This is a genomic window from Ruegeria sp. ABD4_443, assembly GCF_056160865.1.
In genome coordinates this window covers 337,611-354,098 of the sequence record NZ_JBSWYA010000001.1, presented here as the reverse complement: position 1 = coordinate 354,098, position 16,488 = coordinate 337,611, and the positions used below count along the sequence as shown (strand labels likewise).

Annotated in this window: 17 protein-coding genes; 5 read left to right on the top strand and 12 right to left on the bottom strand. The window is 62.6% G+C overall.

What is annotated here, in order from left to right; all coding sequences use genetic code 11:
* Window positions 1-18: 18 nt before the first annotated feature.
* The 3 genes from radA to ACXAG8_RS01745 form a co-directional block, all read right to left on the bottom strand.
* A complete protein-coding gene (radA, locus tag ACXAG8_RS01755) occupies window positions 19-1,383 on the bottom strand; it encodes a DNA repair protein RadA (RefSeq protein ID WP_475221638.1) in 1,365 nt (454 codons plus the stop codon).
* Window positions 1,384-1,506: 123 nt separating this feature from the next.
* A complete protein-coding gene (locus ACXAG8_RS01750) occupies window positions 1,507-2,292 on the bottom strand; it encodes a DNA repair protein (RefSeq protein WP_475221636.1) in 786 nt (261 codons plus the stop codon).
* Window positions 2,293-2,444: 152 nt separating this feature from the next.
* On the bottom strand, window positions 2,445-2,897 hold the full coding sequence (locus ACXAG8_RS01745; RefSeq protein ID WP_475221635.1) for a paraquat-inducible protein A: 453 nt from the start codon (window positions 2,895-2,897) through the stop codon (window positions 2,445-2,447).
* A 170-nt stretch (window positions 2,898-3,067) separates the two neighbouring features.
* Between ACXAG8_RS01745 and ACXAG8_RS01740 the strand changes: the two genes are divergently transcribed.
* Entirely contained in the window at window positions 3,068-3,436 is a 369-nt protein-coding gene (locus tag ACXAG8_RS01740) for a hypothetical protein (protein ID WP_475221633.1), read from the top strand.
* Here the strand turns inward: ACXAG8_RS01740 and ACXAG8_RS01735 are convergent.
* The 3 genes from ACXAG8_RS01735 to alr are packed head-to-tail and all read right to left on the bottom strand — an operon-like array spanning window position 3,433 to window position 5,989.
* Window positions 3,433-4,179 (bottom strand): ABC transporter ATP-binding protein, encoded by a 747-nt coding sequence (locus ACXAG8_RS01735; protein WP_475221631.1) that lies wholly within the window; start codon window positions 4,177-4,179, stop codon window positions 3,433-3,435. The genes ACXAG8_RS01740 and ACXAG8_RS01735 overlap by 4 nt on opposite strands.
* Window positions 4,176-4,958 (bottom strand): MlaE family ABC transporter permease, encoded by a 783-nt coding sequence (locus ACXAG8_RS01730; RefSeq protein ID WP_475221630.1) that lies wholly within the window; start codon window positions 4,956-4,958, stop codon window positions 4,176-4,178. Before ACXAG8_RS01730 ends, ACXAG8_RS01735 begins: the two co-directional genes overlap by 4 nt.
* Window positions 4,955-5,989: an alanine racemase gene (gene alr, locus ACXAG8_RS01725; RefSeq protein ID WP_475221629.1), complete on the bottom strand. Its 1,035-nt coding sequence runs from the start codon at window positions 5,987-5,989 to the stop codon at window positions 4,955-4,957. The genes ACXAG8_RS01730 and alr overlap by 4 nt, the downstream gene beginning before the upstream one ends.
* Before the next feature lie 288 nt (window positions 5,990-6,277).
* On the opposite strand from alr, the gene ACXAG8_RS01720 reads away from it, so the two are divergent.
* Window positions 6,278-6,817 (top strand): GNAT family N-acetyltransferase, encoded by a 540-nt coding sequence (locus ACXAG8_RS01720; protein ID WP_475221627.1) that lies wholly within the window; start codon window positions 6,278-6,280, stop codon window positions 6,815-6,817.
* A gap of 7 nt (window positions 6,818-6,824) precedes the next feature.
* Here ACXAG8_RS01720 and ACXAG8_RS01715 read toward each other — a convergent pair whose 3' ends face one another.
* From ACXAG8_RS01715 to ACXAG8_RS01690, 6 genes are all read right to left on the bottom strand, one after another.
* A complete protein-coding gene (locus tag ACXAG8_RS01715; protein ID WP_475221625.1) occupies window positions 6,825-8,315 on the bottom strand; it encodes a replicative DNA helicase in 1,491 nt (496 codons plus the stop codon).
* 199 nt (window positions 8,316-8,514) lie between these two features.
* Window positions 8,515-9,192, bottom strand: coding sequence for an orotate phosphoribosyltransferase (locus tag ACXAG8_RS01710; RefSeq protein ID WP_475221624.1), 678 nt, complete (start codon window positions 9,190-9,192; stop codon window positions 8,515-8,517).
* A 146-nt stretch (window positions 9,193-9,338) separates the two neighbouring features.
* Window positions 9,339-10,520, bottom strand: a complete 1,182-nt coding sequence (locus tag ACXAG8_RS01705; protein WP_475221623.1) for an ammonium transporter — start codon at window positions 10,518-10,520, stop codon at window positions 9,339-9,341.
* A gap of 195 nt (window positions 10,521-10,715) precedes the next feature.
* Window positions 10,716-11,198: a CinA family protein gene (locus tag ACXAG8_RS01700; protein ID WP_475221622.1), complete on the bottom strand. Its 483-nt coding sequence runs from the start codon at window positions 11,196-11,198 to the stop codon at window positions 10,716-10,718.
* Entirely contained in the window at window positions 11,195-11,692 is a 498-nt protein-coding gene (locus ACXAG8_RS01695) for a phosphatidylglycerophosphatase A family protein (protein ID WP_475221620.1), read from the bottom strand. The genes ACXAG8_RS01700 and ACXAG8_RS01695 overlap by 4 nt, the downstream gene beginning before the upstream one ends.
* The gene (locus ACXAG8_RS01690) at window positions 11,689-12,819 is read right to left on the bottom strand and encodes a bifunctional 2-C-methyl-D-erythritol 4-phosphate cytidylyltransferase/2-C-methyl-D-erythritol 2,4-cyclodiphosphate synthase (protein ID WP_475221619.1); all 1,131 of its coding nucleotides are present in this window, start codon (window positions 12,817-12,819) and stop codon (window positions 11,689-11,691) included. Before ACXAG8_RS01690 ends, ACXAG8_RS01695 begins: the two co-directional genes overlap by 4 nt.
* Window positions 12,820-12,999: 180 nt before the next feature.
* Here ACXAG8_RS01690 and dusB point away from each other — a divergent pair, with 180 nt between their 5' ends.
* The 3 genes from dusB to ACXAG8_RS01675 are packed head-to-tail and all read left to right on the top strand — an operon-like array spanning window position 13,000 to window position 16,448.
* Window positions 13,000-13,983 carry a tRNA dihydrouridine synthase DusB gene (gene dusB / locus ACXAG8_RS01685; RefSeq protein WP_475221618.1) on the top strand — a complete coding sequence of 328 codons (984 nt, stop codon included), beginning with the start codon at window positions 13,000-13,002 and terminating at the stop codon, window positions 13,981-13,983.
* Complete coding sequence (locus ACXAG8_RS01680; protein WP_475221616.1) at window positions 13,980-15,056, top strand: two-component system sensor histidine kinase NtrB; 1,077 nt, start codon at window positions 13,980-13,982, stop codon at window positions 15,054-15,056. Before dusB ends, ACXAG8_RS01680 begins: the two co-directional genes overlap by 4 nt.
* Before the next feature lie 24 nt (window positions 15,057-15,080).
* Entirely contained in the window at window positions 15,081-16,448 is a 1,368-nt protein-coding gene (locus ACXAG8_RS01675) for a response regulator (protein WP_475221613.1), read from the top strand.
* Window positions 16,449-16,488 lie beyond the last annotated feature (40 nt).

Below are 16,488 nucleotides of genomic sequence, written 5' to 3'. Positions count from 1 at the left end.
GCCCCTCAGGGCGCGACTTTAACCTGCTCCGAAGGTTTCGCCAACAAACCCCACCAAATCAGTGTGTCGGGTGAGTGTCAGACCTGCCACAGTGCCGGTTTTGCCCCCAGCCGGAGCTATTGCGGATGTGAAACCAAGTTTTTGCGCTTCTTTCAACCTGTTTTCGGTTTGCGATGCAGGTCTAAGTGCCCCTGATAGCGAGATTTCTCCGAATACGACGGTATCGGCGGGCAGGGCGGTGTCTTCGCGGGCGCTGAGCAATGCGGCTGCAACGGCCAAGTCCGCGGCGGGTTCGCTGACTTTCAGCCCTCCGGCCACGTTCAGATAGACATCCAGCCCCGTGAAGGGAATTCCGCAGCGCGCTTCGAGCACGGCAAGGATCATCGCAAGGCGTCCGCTGTCCCAGCCGACGACCGTTCGGCGCGGTTGCGAATGGGGCGAAGGGGCCACCAGCGCCTGAAGCTCGACCAGCACGGGGCGGGTGCCTTCGATACCGGCAAATACGGCCGATCCGGGGCTGGGGGTGCCGCGTTCGGACAAAAACAGGGCCGAGGGGTTGGTGACCTGCGCCAATCCCTTGCCTGTCATCTCGAACACGCCGATCTCATCCGCTGGGCCAAAGCGGTTTTTGACCGCGCGCAGGATACGGAACTGGTGGCCGCGCTCGCCTTCGAAATACAGCACCGTGTCGACCATATGTTCGACCACGCGGGGGCCCGCGATCTGGCCGTCCTTGGTGACATGGCCGACCATGATGATCGAAACACCGTGCCGTTTCGCAAACGTGGTCAATTCATGGGCTGCGGCGCGAACTTGTGACACCGAGCCGGGCGCGCTGTCGACATTGTCGGCCCACATGGTCTGAATCGAGTCGATGATGGCCAGGCCGGGCTTTTCCGCCTCGAGCGTGGTCAGAATATCGCGCAGATTGGTTTCGGCGGCCAGGTGAACGGGCGCGTCCTGCAGGCCCAACCGGCGGGCCCGCATCCGGACCTGGGCGCTGGCTTCCTCGCCCGAGACATAGATGGTTTTGACGCCCGCGCGCGCGAAACGTGCAGCGGCTTGCAGCAACAGGGTGGATTTGCCGATGCCGGGGTCTCCGCCCACCAGCAGTGCCGAGGCGGGCACAAGGCCGCCCCCCAGGACCCGGTCCAATTCTTCGACCCCGCAAAGGGTGCGGGGCGGGGGTGTTTCCTCGGTCGCCAGGTCCGACAGCGCGATGGCCTGGCCACGTTTGCCGCCCAGCGACTTTTTGGCCGGGCCGGACGAAAGCGGCGTTTCCTGAACGATGGTGTTCCATTCGCCGCAGGCGTCGCAGCGCCCGGACCATCTTGTATGCGAGGCGCCGCAGGCCGAGCAGGTGAAGGAAGGTGTCTTTGCCATGCCGCCCTTGGTGCCCGAGGATGGGCGGTTCTTCAAGCCCTTGTGGGCTGTCTTCACCGCCGGTGGGCGGCCGTGTCCTCAGGCCCCCATGGGGCCATCGTCCGCGGCAGGCGCCGGTGGCGCCTATTCGGCGGCGCGCGGAGGTCGCGACATGGCAATGATGCTGGCGGCATCGGGGTCGCTGCCATCCGGTGGAACGGTCAGCTGCGCCGACAATTCGGGCAGAAGTTCGAACAATTCATCGCGCAGGCGTGTCAGTTGCGAACGAGCAATGGATTCCTCGATTTCGATGTCGCGGGTCCATTGCTGCAATTCATGCAGGATGGTCTGGGCGTCCTCGATCCTTTGCTGAAAGGTTTCGACCTCTTGCTGGCGCTGATGCAGAAAGCCGCGGGCCCGGCTGACATTGTCATCGCCATAGGTCTGGGCCAGTTCCTGGCTGACCTTGCTCATCTGTGCGGCCAGTTCCAGCACATCGGGTTCCAGCGCCTGCAGGTCGGGGTGATCGCGCAGAAAGGCCATGCGTTCCTTGACCGCATCGAATTCCGAGGCCAGCGCGAAGGCGCCGCTGCGGTCGGCGGCATGGGCCGTCTGGTAGGCGTCGACCACATCCTGCATCTTGAGAGAAAAGCTGCGATGCGCAGTCTCCAGCGCCATGATCCGGGCATTGGCGGGCAGGTAAAAGACCAGCATCACGATCAGGCAGGTCACGCCGATCTGGACATAGGTCCCTGCATTGGCAATGGCGACATCGCCCAACCCGGCCTGAAGAGACAGCCACGGCCAGACCCCCGTCGCCGCCAGCAGCGTGGCGGCAATGGCAAACAGCGCCGCGGCACAAATGAAATACAACGTGACGCGCAGAAAAATGGTTTGGGCTTGTAATGTAATTGCGTGGAGGGCGGCCATGGCAGTCCTTCTCCTTTCGAAACCGGTACAATCCGGGTCGGAAGCGAAGGAACCAACAACCAAGCAGGTCGGTCCGCCGCGGACCCGCAAAACTCTCAAAACACAACTGCTCGAATGGCTGTCATGATAGCAAGTTTTGCGTTTCCAATCAATTATCTCGGGGCGGTTCGTGATTTAGATTGCAGTTCGGTAACGTAGCCCAGCCCGATCGAGGCCAGAATGCAGGCCGTGAACAGGTACAGCCCCCATGCGGTTTCTATGGTGGCGTAAGAAATGCCCTTGGCCAGCGTGATATAGAGCGCGATCAGGAAAATATCGGCCATGGCGAGCTTGCCCATGATGTTCAGCGCAGGCTGAACACGCGGGTCCAGCAGGTCCCATTGAACCAAAGCGGTGCCGATGGTTTTGATATAGGGCGCAAAGAGCGCGAAAACGGTGACGACCAGCGCAAGGATGATGTCGGATTTCCACAAGGATTGGAGGCCAGTGATGACGCTGATTTCCGAAAGGCCGAAGATCGGCAGGAGGCCCGCGCGCATCAGTGGGGCGAACCACGCGATGGGGTAGAAGATCAGGAGCGAGAGGGTGGCGAGGCGTAGGGTCATGAACAAGATTTTTGGTAAGGCTATTGAATACCTAATGAGTGGAAGGATCTGCGGCAAGTTCTGAGTTGCGGCCGCTTGAGTTGAGTGTAAGTTTAAGTAAGTCTTAAATTAATCAGCTTTAGATTGCAGTGCCTGACCCTATAATAAAGATCGTAAATGGCCCATCCGCGTTGAGCAAAGGAATCGCTGCTGCGGGAACTGACGGCTTAAATGCTGTCTTTTCTGCTGGGAGTGCTGCAGCAGACAGATTACCGTTTGACCGAGAGCAGCTCTTTGGTGTTTTGCATTTCCGGCTCTACGAAACGGATCGCGCACGAAAAAGGGCCGGATGGTTTGGTGGACGTCTATTCAACAAGTTTTCTGGTGAAGACCCCGGCTACATCCCGGTTTCCGGTACACATCTTCGGCAAGTGTTTGATGCGATACGCATTCAAACCCCCGACTTTGTGATAAACGCCGGGCAGTATCTATTGCGCTATGACTACGCTAAGCGCGCGTATGATCAGCTAAAGCAGGAACGCGAGGCGGAGAGAGCTTAACGCACCGCCTCAATCGGCCCTTCTGCACTCCCGCTGATGAACTGCTCTACATAAGGATCACCCGAGGCATCCATCTGACCCACAGGCCCGGTCCATTGGATCACACCTCCGTGCAGCATCGCCACGTTGTCGGCAATCGCGCGGACGGAACTCATGTCGTGGGTGATGGTCATGGCGGTTGCGCCCATCTCGGTCACGATCTCGCGGATCAGGTCGTTGATGACGCCGGACATGATCGGGTCGAGGCCCGTGGTGGGCTCGTCGAAAAAGATGATCTCGGGCTCGGCGGCGATGGCACGGGCCAGGCCCACGCGTTTTTGCATGCCGCCTGACAGTTCGGCCGGGAACCGGTCGGCGACGTCTGCTTTCAGACCCACGCGGCGCAGTTTCTCGATGGCGATTTCGCGCGCCTCATCCGCGGGGCGTTTCAGCGAACCGCGCAGCAGGCGAAAGGCGACGTTCTGCCAGACGGTCAGCGAGTCAAACAGGGCCGCGCCCTGAAACAGCATGCCAAACCGCGCCAGAAACGCATCCCGGTCGCCTTTTCTGGCGTCTTTTCCGTCGACATAGATCAAGCCGCTGTCAGGCTGGATCAGGCCGAGGATACATTTCAGCGCAACCGATTTCCCCGTGCCAGAGCCGCCGATGATGACCATCGACGTGCCCTTTGGGATCTCAAGGTTCATACCTTGCAGGACGTGGTTTTCGTCAAAGGCCTTATGCACGTTCTCCATTCGGATCATAGCGAGAAGAACACCCCTGTCAGAACGAAGTTTGCGGCAAGGATCAGCACGGCGGCGGCCTCGACCGAACCTTTGGTGGCCCGGCCCACGCCCTGTGCGCCGCGGCCCGAATGCATGCCGAAATAGCACCCCATGATGGCCGCGATCATGCCAAAGGCCGCGCCTTTGACCAGCGACGACAGGATGTCGAGCGGTTCCAGGAAATCGACCGTGTTTTTCAGATAAGCCGCCGGGTTGAAGCCCAGGTTTTGCGTGGCCACCACATAGCCGCCCGCGATGCCGATGATGTCGCCGACCGCAACCAGAACCGGCACTGTGATCAGCGCGGCCAGAACGCGCGGGGCGGTCAGGTATTTCATCGGGTGGGTCGACAGGGTGACCAGCGCGTCAATCTGCTCGGTCACTTTCATGGTGGCGATCTCGGCCGCGATCGACGAGGTGACACGGGCCGCGATCATCAGGCCGACCATGACGGGGCCAAGTTCGCGCACCATGCCGATGGCGACGATCTGGGGGACCACGGCCTCGGCGTTGAAACGCGCGCCACCGGCATAGATCTGCAGGGCCAGCGCGCCGCCGGTAAAGATGGTGGTCAGGCCCACGACCGGCAGGGACAGCCAGCCGATATTCAGCAGCGCCATCCCGAACTCTCGCGGGTAAAAGGGCGGTCGGAAGATATGCGAAACGGCGTCCAGCGCAAACAGGGTCACACGGCCAAAGGCCGAAAACAGGCTCAGGACCGCACGGCCCAGTTCGGCAAGCCAGGCGATGGGGTTCATTCCACGTAGCCCCGCGAATAGCGGCTGCCCAGCGAGGTCAGGATTTCGTATCCGATGGTCCCGGCCGCCTCGGCCAGGTCATCCACCGTCTGATGGCCGTTGAGGATGCGCAGCCGGTCGGGCGCGTGGCTCAGGTCGGTGACGTCGACCGTGATCAGGTCCATCGAGATGCGCCCGACCACCGGGCAGGGCTGGCCGCCTGCAAACGTGTCGATGCCGCCGCCGATGGCCCGGTGCAGCCCGTCCGCATAGCCAGCCGCGACCGTGGCGATGCGCGACGGCCTGCGTGCGGTCCAGCTGTTGCCATAGCCGACGGCTTCCCCGACCTCGAGCGTGCGGATCTGGACCACCGGCAGATCGACCGTCACCACCGGTTTGGCCGCCGCAAAGGGCATGCCGCCATAGAGGCCGATGCCGGGGCGGCAAAAATCAAAGTGGAATTCTGACCCCAGCAAAACCCCCCCGGTCGCCGCCAGCGACCGCGGCGCGGAGATACCGTCGGTCATGTCGCGGAAAGCCTGCAATTGCTGATGGTTCATCGCGTGGTCGGGCTCGTCCGAGCAGGCGAGGTGGGACATGACGACCACGGGGTTAAGCGCCTCGGCCTGCGGGCGCAATTCGGCCCAGTCGGCGGGTTCCAGCCCCAGCCGGTTCATGCCGCTGTCCAGTTGAATGCCGAACGGATGGTCGGGCAGCGCCTGAACGTGGCGTTGGAACTGCTCAGGCGAATTGAGCAGCGGGGTCAGGTCATGGGCGCGCAACAGGTCGGCATCGCCCTCCATATGCCCCGAGAACACGCAGATCATCGGACCGGGGCCAATGGCCTTGCGCACGGCGGCGCCTTCCTCGGCCACGGCGACAAAGAACTTGCGCACGCCTTCTTCGGCCAACGTGTCGGCCACGGGGCCTGCGCCCAGCCCATAGGCATCGGCCTTGACCACGGCGCCGGTCTCGACCTCTGTCATCGCATCCAGTGCCCGCCAGTTGCTGGCAAGGGCCTGAAGATTGATTGTCAAACGTGCGGTACTCATGGGTCTGTTCATGACATTGCCAATCCGAAGGTCAAGAGGGAAAGCCGCATTTGCGCCCGCTATTGCAAGGCTTGTCGCCGCTATCGGCCCAAACCGGCCGCAAACCCGAGGGAAACGGGCGGGCATTCGCGGAAAGCGCCGCGCAGGCGATTGTGCGGGCCCCGGCACAAAAAGCGCGGGGCAGGGCAGATCGTCGACCGATTTCGGCTGCCCGCCATTGAGGTTGCCCCACGGCGATGCAACAGTAACGAACCGTCAGAACTGGGAAACTCGACCCAAGGGGGGCCTATGGAACTTGTCGCCGGAATGACCGACCAACCGCAACAGTTTGCACAGCTATTCGCGGATGTATTCACGGCCTCTGAAGGCGAGGACGAAGGCCGGGCCATCGGCGCATTCGTCCAAGAGATGTTGGCCGACACGCCCCCCGAGGCGCTTTATGTCTTTTCGGCCCGCACAGGTGACGCCTTGCTGGGCGGCATCCTGTTTTCCCGGCTGGAATTCGTGCAGGACCCGCGGCGGGTCTTTATCCTGTCGCCGGTTGCCGTGCGGACGGACCATCAGGCGCAGGGCGTCGGGCAAAAGCTGATCGGGTTCGGCCTGGACAGGCTGCGCGCCGACGGGGTTGATGTGGCGATGACCTATGGCGATCCGGCCTATTACGTCAAAACGGGCTTTCAGCCGCTGACCGAAGATCAGGCCAGCCCGCCATTGCCGCTGAGCCACCCGCATGGCTGGCTTGGGCAGGCGCTGAACGGGCAGCCTCTGGCACCGCTTGTCGGGCCGTCGCGCTGTGTTTCCGCACTGAACAAACCGGAATTGTGGTAGTTGGGGGTCAGTACCCTTCGATCTCGCCGCCCTGCTGCCAGGGTTTGATCAGGTTGCCAAAGCGGGTGAACTGAGCCTCGAAGGACAGCTCGACCGTGCCGATTGGGCCGTGGCGCTGCTTGCCGACGATGACCTCGGCCTTGCCATGCAGGCGCTCCATCGCCTGCTTCCACTCTTCCATCTTGTCCAGCTCGTGATCGCCGGGCTTTTCACGTTCTTTGTAATATTCCTCGCGGTAGACGAACATGACCACGTCGGCATCCTGCTCGATCGAGCCCGATTCCCGCAGGTCGGACAATTGCGGGCGCTTGTCATCGCGGCTTTCGACCTGACGCGACAGCTGTGACAGGGCGATGACGGGGATGTTCAGTTCCTTGGCAATGGCCTTCATGCCCATCGAAATCTCGGCGATCTCGTTGACGCGGTTGTCGGCCATGCCACGGCACAGCTGAAGGTAGTCGATCACCAAAAGGTCCAGCCCATGCGTCCGCTTTAGTCGCCGCGCCCGCGCGGCCAGCTGCGAAATCGGCAGGGCCGGGGTGTCGTCGATGAACAACGGGCAGGCCTCAAGCGTCTTGGCGGCATCCACAAAGCGGCGGAACTCGGCCTCGGTCATATCGCCCTGACGGATCTTGTGGGACGAGATTTCGGATGCCTCGGCCAGAACCCGGCCCGCCAGCTGTTCGGCGCTCATCTCAAGCGAGAAGAAACCCACCACGCCGCCATCAACCGCGCCCTCGGTGCCATCGGGTTTCAACCCGCGCTTATAGGCCTTGGCGACGTTGAAGGCCACGTTGGTTGCCAACGAGGTTTTCCCCATCGAGGGACGACCGGCAAGAATGATCAGGTCCGACGGGTGCAGGCCACCCAGCTGCTTGTCCAGATCGGCCAGACCGGTCGAGATGCCGGCCATCCCGCCGCCACGCTGATAGGCCTCGTTGGTAACGTTGACCGCCTCGGTCACCGCCTTGAGAAAGGACTGAAACCCCTGTTCGGTCTGACCCTGCTCGGACAGCTGGTACAGCTGCTGTTCGGCTTCGACGATCTGTTCCTTGGGCTCGCTGGCCACGTCCACGCGGGCGGCCTTGTCCGAGATATCGCGGCCCAACCGGATCAGCTCACGCCGAATGGCAAGGTCATAGATCATCTGGGCGTAGTCATGCACGGCAAAGGCGCTGATCGAGGCACCGGCCAGTTTGGCCAGATAGGCCGGGCCGCCAAGCTCTTTCAGCCCCTCATCCTCGGCCATGAAGGATTTCAGCGTCACCGGAGAGGCCAGCGCGTTCTTTGCGATACGTGCGGCCGCCACCTCGTAGATGCGGGCATGGACCGGGTCAAAGAAATGCTCGGCCCCGATGACCGAGGCGACCCTGTCATACAGATCGTTGTTGGTCAGGATCGCACCCAGAAGCTGTTGTTCGGCCTCGATGGAATGGGGCATGGTTTCGGCGTTTTGAATCTGTGCCGCCGCCTGTTCGATACTGCTGATCTCGTTCATTGCTGCTCTCACCGTCCCTTGGGACAAGGTCCATAGCCCGGCCTTGCGAGTCGTGGCAAATTGTATGTTTTCTGGGGATAGGCTGTGCATATCTCCAGTCCCCTCCATATTGACGGACGCGAAGGGGCTGCGTCAACATATTGTGGGCTGGCCCGATCCCGCAGCCTGTATCGGCAGCGGGGTCAGGCCGGTGCTGGCCTCAGGTCTTGCGGGCCTCTTGCCAGCCGCGCGGGTCGTTCAGAAACGCCTCGACCCCGCTCAGGGTTTCTTCGTCAAACGCCTGTTGCGCCTTGGCCTCGGCCAGAACGTCCCACCATGTACACAGGCTGTGCAGTTTGACCCCGTGATCACCCAGCGTTTTTTCGGTTTCGGGGAATATGCCGTAATAGAAGATCACCGCCGTGTGGCCGCAGGTGGCGCCAGTTTCGCGGATCGCGTCCACGAAAGACAGTTTCGAGCCGCCATCGGTGGTCAGGTCCTCGACCAGCAGCACACGTTCGCCTTCGCTCATTGCGCCTTCGATGCGGGCGTTGCGGCCATAGCCCTTGGGTTTCTTGCGCACATAGGTCATCGGCAGCGCCATGCGTTCGGCGACCATGGCCGCAAAGGGGATGCCCGCAGTCTCGCCGCCTGCGATGTTGTCGAAAGCTTCGAAACCGGCATCGCGCATGACGGTGACGGTCAGAAAATCCATCAGCGTGGACCGGATCCGCGGGTATGAAATCAGCTTGCGGCAGTCGATATAGGTGGGGCTGGGAAGACCCGATGCCAGCGTGAACGGCTCTCGCGCGTTGAAATGCACGGCCTTGATCTCCAGCAGCATCCGCGCGGTCAGGCGGGCGATTTCGGTGCTGTCGGGAAAGGAACTGGGGATCATGGCGCAAACCTCGGGGCTGAAAGAGTGTTGCGGGCTGATAGCCTGACGGCGGGGCCGCTGTCGAGAGGAGATGCGCCCAAACGAAAAGCGGACCCCCAAAGGGATCCGCTTTGGCCCATGCGGGCACCGAGCTGGCTGAGGTGGGCTCAGCTGCTCATATCATAGGCGCGCTCTCCGTGAACCGAGAGGTCGAGCCCGTTTGTCTCGGTCTCCGGGTCTACGCGAAGCGGCGTGATCAGTGCAACCACCTTGATCAACACAATCGTGACAACTGACGTAAAGGCACCCACGATAACCAGCCCGCCAAGCTGTGCAGTCCAGGCGCCCAGGCCGAATACGGCAATCATGATGGTGCCGAAGATGCCGCCAAGCCCGTGCACGGCAAAGACGTCCAGCGTGTCGTCGATGTTCAGCTTGTTGCGCACGATGTTGACGCCTTCCTGGCACAGAACCCCTGCGACGGCACCGATGATCAGGGCCTGCACCGGGTCGACATATCCCGACGCGGGTGTGATCGAAGCGAGGCCTGCAATCGTACCGGTCACCAGCCCCACCATCGAGGCCTTGCCGTATTTGATGCGCTCCCACAGGGCCCAGGACAGCGACGCGGTGGCGGCCGAGATATGGGTCACGGTCATCGCCATCGCGGCACCGCCATCAGCGGCCAGCTGTGACCCGCCGTTAAAGCCGAACCAGCCAACCCACAACATCGCCGCGCCGATCATCACGAAACCGGGGTTGTGCGGCGGCGTGGTGCGGTTCTGGCGCGGGCCAAGGACGACGGCGATGATCAGCGCGGCGATACCGGCGGTTTCGTGAACCACGATGCCACCGGCGAAATCGCGAACGCCGACCTCTCCGAGAATTCCGCCATCGGTCAGGATGCCGCCGCCCCAGATCCAGTGAACGACCGGTGCATAGCACAACAGCATCCACAAGGCCGAGAATGTCAGGACAAAGCCAAAGCCGACCCGTTCCACATAGGCCCCGACGATCAGGGCCGGGGTGATGATGGCAAAGGTCATCTGAAAGGCGAAAAACAGGATCTCGGGCAAATTGCCTGACAGGCTGTCCGCATCGACGCCATTCAGAAAGGCCTTGCCCAGGCCGCCCCACAGCCCCGATCCCCCATCGCCGAACGCGATGGAATAGCCCGCGACCAGCCACAGAACGCTCATCAGGCAGGCAATCGAAAAACAGTGCATGAAAACGCTCAGGACGTTTCGCGCGCGCACCAGGCCGCCGTAAAACAGGGCAAGTCCCGGTAATGTCATGAACAGGACCAATGCGGTTGCAACGATGATCCAGGCTGTATCGGCTCCGTTCATGGGCCAGTCTCCTTTTGCCGTATACTGGTGCCGGACCGCAGGGACAACCCGCAGCCCAACACGATGTGAGCGGTGGTGCGCGCTCTTGAAGCGGAGGGCGGGCGCAGAAAAAAGAGGCAAGGCCCCAAAAAGCCGCACAAAATAGGGGCTTTTTGCAAAGCGATTATAAAAAGGGCTGAAATGGGATGTGGGTGCCTAAAAGGTGGGCAGTTCCTGAATGCCGCGCAAAAGCAGGTTCAGCGCATGATCCCGTGCCGCGTGGCGCACGCGATCCCGCCCCAGCGGGCCAAATTCGACGGTTTCGGTGACAGTGGCCCGGCCCGAGGACGCCAGCCCGAAACAGACCCGCCCTTCGGGTTTGAATTCTGATCCGCCCGGCCCGGCAATGCCGGTGACCGAAACCGCCAGGGATGCATGCGAAAACCGCAGGGCACCGTCGGCCATTTCCCCGGCAACCTGTTCTGAGACGGCGCCATGGGCGGCAAGCGTGTCGGCGGCGACGCCCAACATTTCCTGCTTGGCGGTGTTCGTGTAGGTCACGAACCCCCGCTCGACCACGGCTGAGCTGCCGGGGATGTCGGTCAGGGCCGCCGCGACCATGCCGCCCGTGCAGCTTTCGGCGGTGGCGATCATGATGCCGCGGGCCTTGGCGTGTTCCAGCAGGTTTGCGGCGTTCACAGGCCCAGTACCCCATGCGAAATGCCAGCCAGGACCAGAACCCCGATGGCGGCGAAACCCCCGGCGATCACGTCGTCCAGCATGACGCCCATCGGGTCGCCCCGACGGTCTGCCCAGCCGACCGGGCCGGGCTTGGTGATGTCGAACAGGCGAAACAGGGCAAAGCCCGCGACCCAGCCGGGCCACAGCGCGGTGATGTCGATGCCATGCGCCCAGGACGGGTAGGAAATTGCCCAAAGCGCGATGAATTGCCCGGCGACCTCGTCGATCACGATTTCCGACGGGTCGTGATCATCCTTGCCGGCCGTCAGTTCGCGCGTGGCCCACAGGCCCGCCACGAAAACAAGGCCGGTGGCCAGAACCAACAGGGGAAACCCGCCGAGCATGTGCAGGGCCCAGGCCAGTGGCAGCGCGGCCAGCGACCCCCATGTGCCCGGTGCCGGTCTGATATGCCCGACACCGCAGACGGTCCCGATCAGGGATGCCGCGCTCATGATTTCACCAGGCAGGCCGTGGCGAGCGCCGCGATGCCCTCGCTGCGGCCGGTAAAACCCAGCCTCTCGGACGTGGTTGCCTTGACCGATACCTGGTCGGGACGCAGCCCCAGGATTGCCGCCAGTGTTTCGCGCATGGCCGCGGCGTGGGGGCCAATCTTGGGATATTCGCAGACCAGCGTGCAATCGACATTCGAGATGCGGTATCCCATGGTCTGGGCAAGCTGGGCGGCGTGACGCAGGAATATGTCGCTGGCCGCACCTTTCCATTGCGGGTCCGAGGGCGGGAAATGCTGGCCGATATCGCCCTGCGCCAGCGCGCCATAGATCGCGTCGGTGATTGCGTGCATGCCAACATCAGCGTCCGAGTGCCCCTGCAAGCCGCGATCATGCGCGACGGGAACGCCGCACAGTATGACGTGATCTCCGGGGCCGAACCTGTGCACGTCGTATCCGTTGCCCAGTCTTACATCCATGTCCATTCCCACTATGCGTTCTGCCCGTGCGAAATCGCCGGGCGTTGTGATCTTTAGGTTGTCCGGGTCGCCGGGCACGATGGCCACGTCTATTCCGGCGGACCGGGCGACCTCGACATCGTCGGCCGCGCCGCCGGGATGGGTGCTGTGCGCATCCAGGATCGCATCAAGGTGAAACCCCTGCGGCGTTTGCGCCGCAAACAGCCCGGCACGGTCGCGCGTGCCGGTCACGATCGCCCCGTCGCCGGTCCACAGCGCATCGGTCACCACCAGACCGGGGGCCGCGGCGCGGCTGTTGTCCAGCGCACCCAAAACGTCGCGGATGATCCGTTCACTTACACAAGGCCTGGCAACGTCATGGATCAGCACCCGCGATACGCCCAACCCGTCAAGCGCCGCCAGGCCGTTCCGGACCGACGCGGCGCGGTCGGGGCCGCCCTCGGCCAGGATCAGCCCCGTGTCGCGGTATTGTTCCCAGGCATCACAATCCTGTGCCGACACCACAAGGACGATATGGTCGACCAGGCCCCGAAAGGCACCAATGCTGCGGTCGGCGACCGAACGCCCGGCCAGTATGCGCCACTGTTTGGGCATGACCCCTCCGGCGCGCGATCCGCGTCCGGCGGCGACGATGATGGCGGCGGTGGTCATGGGGTCTGGCTCTCCTGTTTGGCCATTGTTTAGGCGGCGGTGAATGCAGAGGCAATCACCCGTGGTAACTTGCCCAAAAAATAGGCAGATGATGATTTTGCGGGCTTGAAGGCCGCCGTTTTGTTGTTCATATGCCGCGAATTCGATATCTAAAACCCAACTGCTCAAGGATTAAGCACGTTGACTCTGCATCTTGCTGACAAGGAATTGCACCCGCCGGTCTTGCTGGCACCGATGGCCGGAATCACCGATCGTCCGTTCCGCGACCTCGTCTCGCGGTTCGGCGCGGGGCTTGTGGTCAGTGAAATGGTCGCCAGCCAGGAGATGGTACAGGCCAAACCCGGCGTGCGCGAACGTGCGGAACTGTCTGCCGATGTGGAAAACACGGCGGTGCAACTGGCGGGGCGCGATGGCCACTGGATGGCCGAGGCAGCCCGGCAGGTCGTGGACCGGGGGGCGCGGGTCATTGATATCAACATGGGGTGCCCGGCCAAGAAAGTGACCAACGGGTATTCGGGATCGGCGCTGATGAAGACGCCGGACCACGCGCTGCACCTGATCGAATCGGTGGTCGGCGCGGTTGACGTTCCGGTGACGCTAAAGACGCGGCTGGGCTGGGATGATGCGGCATTGAATGCGCCCGATATCGCCCGCCGGGCGCAAGAGGCAGGGGTGCAGATGGTGACAATCCACGGCCGCACGCGGTGCCAGTTCTACAAGGGGCGCGCCGATTGGGCCGCAATTGCCGCCGTCAAGGATGCCGTTTCGATCCCGGTCGTGGCCAATGGCGACATCGTTGACACGGGCTCGGCCGACAGGGCCATGCGCCTTTCGGGGGCCGATGGCGTCATGGTGGGGCGTGGCGCGCAGGGGCGCCCTTGGATATTGGCACAGATCGGTCACGACCTGTTCGGGACCGCGCCGCCCGTTATCCCTGTGGGCCCGGACCTGATCGACATGGTGCGCGCGCATTACGAGGCGATGTTGGTATTCTACGGCATCGAACTGGGGCTGCGCGTCGCCCGCAAACACCTGGGATGGTACATGGACGCGGCGGGCACGGCCCCGTGCCTGCGCCGCACGATCCTGACCGCGCGCGACCCGGCCGAGGTTCTGCGCCTGTTGGGCGATGCCCTGGATCACACCGGAAAGGAAGCCGCATGACGCCCGATCGCGATATCTGGACATCGCTGCCAGTGCCCGCGTTCATCATTGATGACGCCGATCTCATCACCGATGTGAACTCGTCAGGCGAGGGGTTTCTGAACGCGTCGCGCAAGGCGGTTGTCGGTCAGCCCGTGTGGGACCAGATCGCGGTGGATGCGCCGCTGGAAGAGGCGCTGTTGCGGGCCAGGGCGCAGGGCACACCGTTATTCGTCAACGATGTGGATGTCGGGACGGGCAGCAGGGCACCGCTGCAATGCGCGTTGCAGATCGCGCCACTTGTGGGGCAGCCCGGTTCGATGATCATGATCATCACGCCGCGCGAACTGGCCGGGCGCATGACCCGCGGCAACACGGTCAAATCAGCCGCGCAATCTGCGATTGGCATGGCCGAGATGCTGGCCCATGAGATCAAGAACCCGCTGGCCGGGATCACCGGGGCCGCCCAGTTGCTGAGCATGAATATCTCGCAGGAAGACCTTGAACTGACCGATCTGATCGTCGCCGAAAGCCGCCGGATCGTGAAGCTGTTGGAACAGGTCGAACAATTCGGAAACCTGTCGCGCCCGGATTTCAAGCCGGTCAACATTCACGACGTTCTGGACCGTGCGCGGCGTTCGGCGCTGTTGGGCTTTGGCGCACAGATGAAAATCATCGAGGATTACGATCCCTCGCTGCCGCTGGCCTATGGCGACCCGGATCAGTTCCTTCAGGTTGTTCTGAACCTGCTCAAAAACGCATCCGAGGCCGCCGGTCCCGACGGAGGGACGATCCGCCTGCGGACCTATTTCGAACACTCGTTCCGCCTGCGCCGCAGCGACGGCTCGGGGCATTCGCTGCCCCTGCAGGTCGAGATCATTGATGACGGACCGGGCCTGCCCGAGGACATCCGGGGCGATATTTTCGACCCGTTTGTTTCAGGCAAGGAAAACGGCACCGGCCTCGGGCTGGCGCTGGTCAGCAAGATTGTCTCGGACCATGACGGCTGGATTTCTGCCGATTCCGTGCCGGGACGCACCGTATTCCGCCTGTCGCTGCGACGGGCACCCCGAGACACAGAACAAGGCCGCTAAGAGCACAAGATAGGAGACCTTCCGATGGATGGCACAGTACTGGTAGCAGATGACGACCGCACGATCCGCACGGTTCTGACGCAGGCCCTGACCCGGGCCGGGTGCAAGGTGCATGCCACCTCGTCCCTGACCACGCTCATGCGCTGGGTCGGCGAAGGCAAGGGCGACGTGGTGATCTCGGATGTGGTCATGCCCGACGGAAATGGCCTTGAGATGTTGCCCAAGATTTCGCAGGACCGACCGGGGCTGCCGGTAATCGTGATCTCGGCGCAGAACACGATCATGACGGCGATTCAGGCGGCCGAGGCCGAGGCATATGACTATTTGCCCAAGCCGTTCGACCTGCCGGACCTGATGAAACGGACCGCCCGTGCGCTTGAGCAGAAACAGCGGGTTCAGCCCGAAGCCGCGGATGACGCCGAAGACCGTCCGGACGAATTGCCCCTGGTCGGGCGGACCCCGGTCATGCAGGCACTTTACCGTCTTGTCGCCCGTGTCATGAACACGGACCTTTCGGTCATGATCTCGGGCGAAAGCGGAACCGGAAAGTCGCTGATTGCACGGGCTATTCACGATTTCTCGGACCGCCGCACCTTGCCCTTCGTGACCGCGACCGCTGCCGACCTGCGCGACCTCGAAGGCCCGGCGCGGGTGATGGCCCGTGTGCGGGGCGGCACGCTTTTGATCGACGAGATCAACGATATCGACGACGAGATTCAGGCCCGTATCGTGCGCATGATGGATACGCCGGGCGATCACATCCCGCGTTTCATGGCCACCAGCCAGTCTGACCTGACCGAAGCGATGGAAACCGGGCGCGTGCGCCAGGACCTGTATTACAGGCTGTGCGGGGCGACGATCCACGTTCCGGCGCTGCGCGAACGGGTCGACGATATCACGCTGCTGGCCGATCATTTCCTGGCTCGCGAGGAACGCGAAAACGGCGCCAAACGCTGGCTCAGCCCCGAGGCGGTGGAACTGGTGCGGCGCTATTCCTGGCCCGGCAACGTGCGCCAGCTGGAAAACGCCATTCGCCGCCTGAGCCTGACCAGCCGGTCCGACGAGATTTCCAAGATCGAAGTCGAAACGGTGCTGGGCAGCCAGCCCGAAGCCGAGCCGGTTCTGGGTGGCGGTGAGCGTGAAAAGCTGTCGGCCTCGGTCGCGCGCCATTTGCGCCGGTATTTCGACCTGCATGGCAACATGTTGCCGCCGCCGGGCCTGTATCAGCGTATCCTGCGCGAAGTCGAGGCGCCGCTGATCGAAATTGCGCTTGAGGCAACCGGCGGAAATCAGGCGAAATGCGCCGATTTGTTGGGGATCAACCGGAATACGCTGCGCAAAAAGATCACCGAACTCGATATTCAGGTGACACGCCGCCGCAAACTGATGTAATATCGCCACACAAAGCGTGGCATCCGGGTTCTGGCCCGGC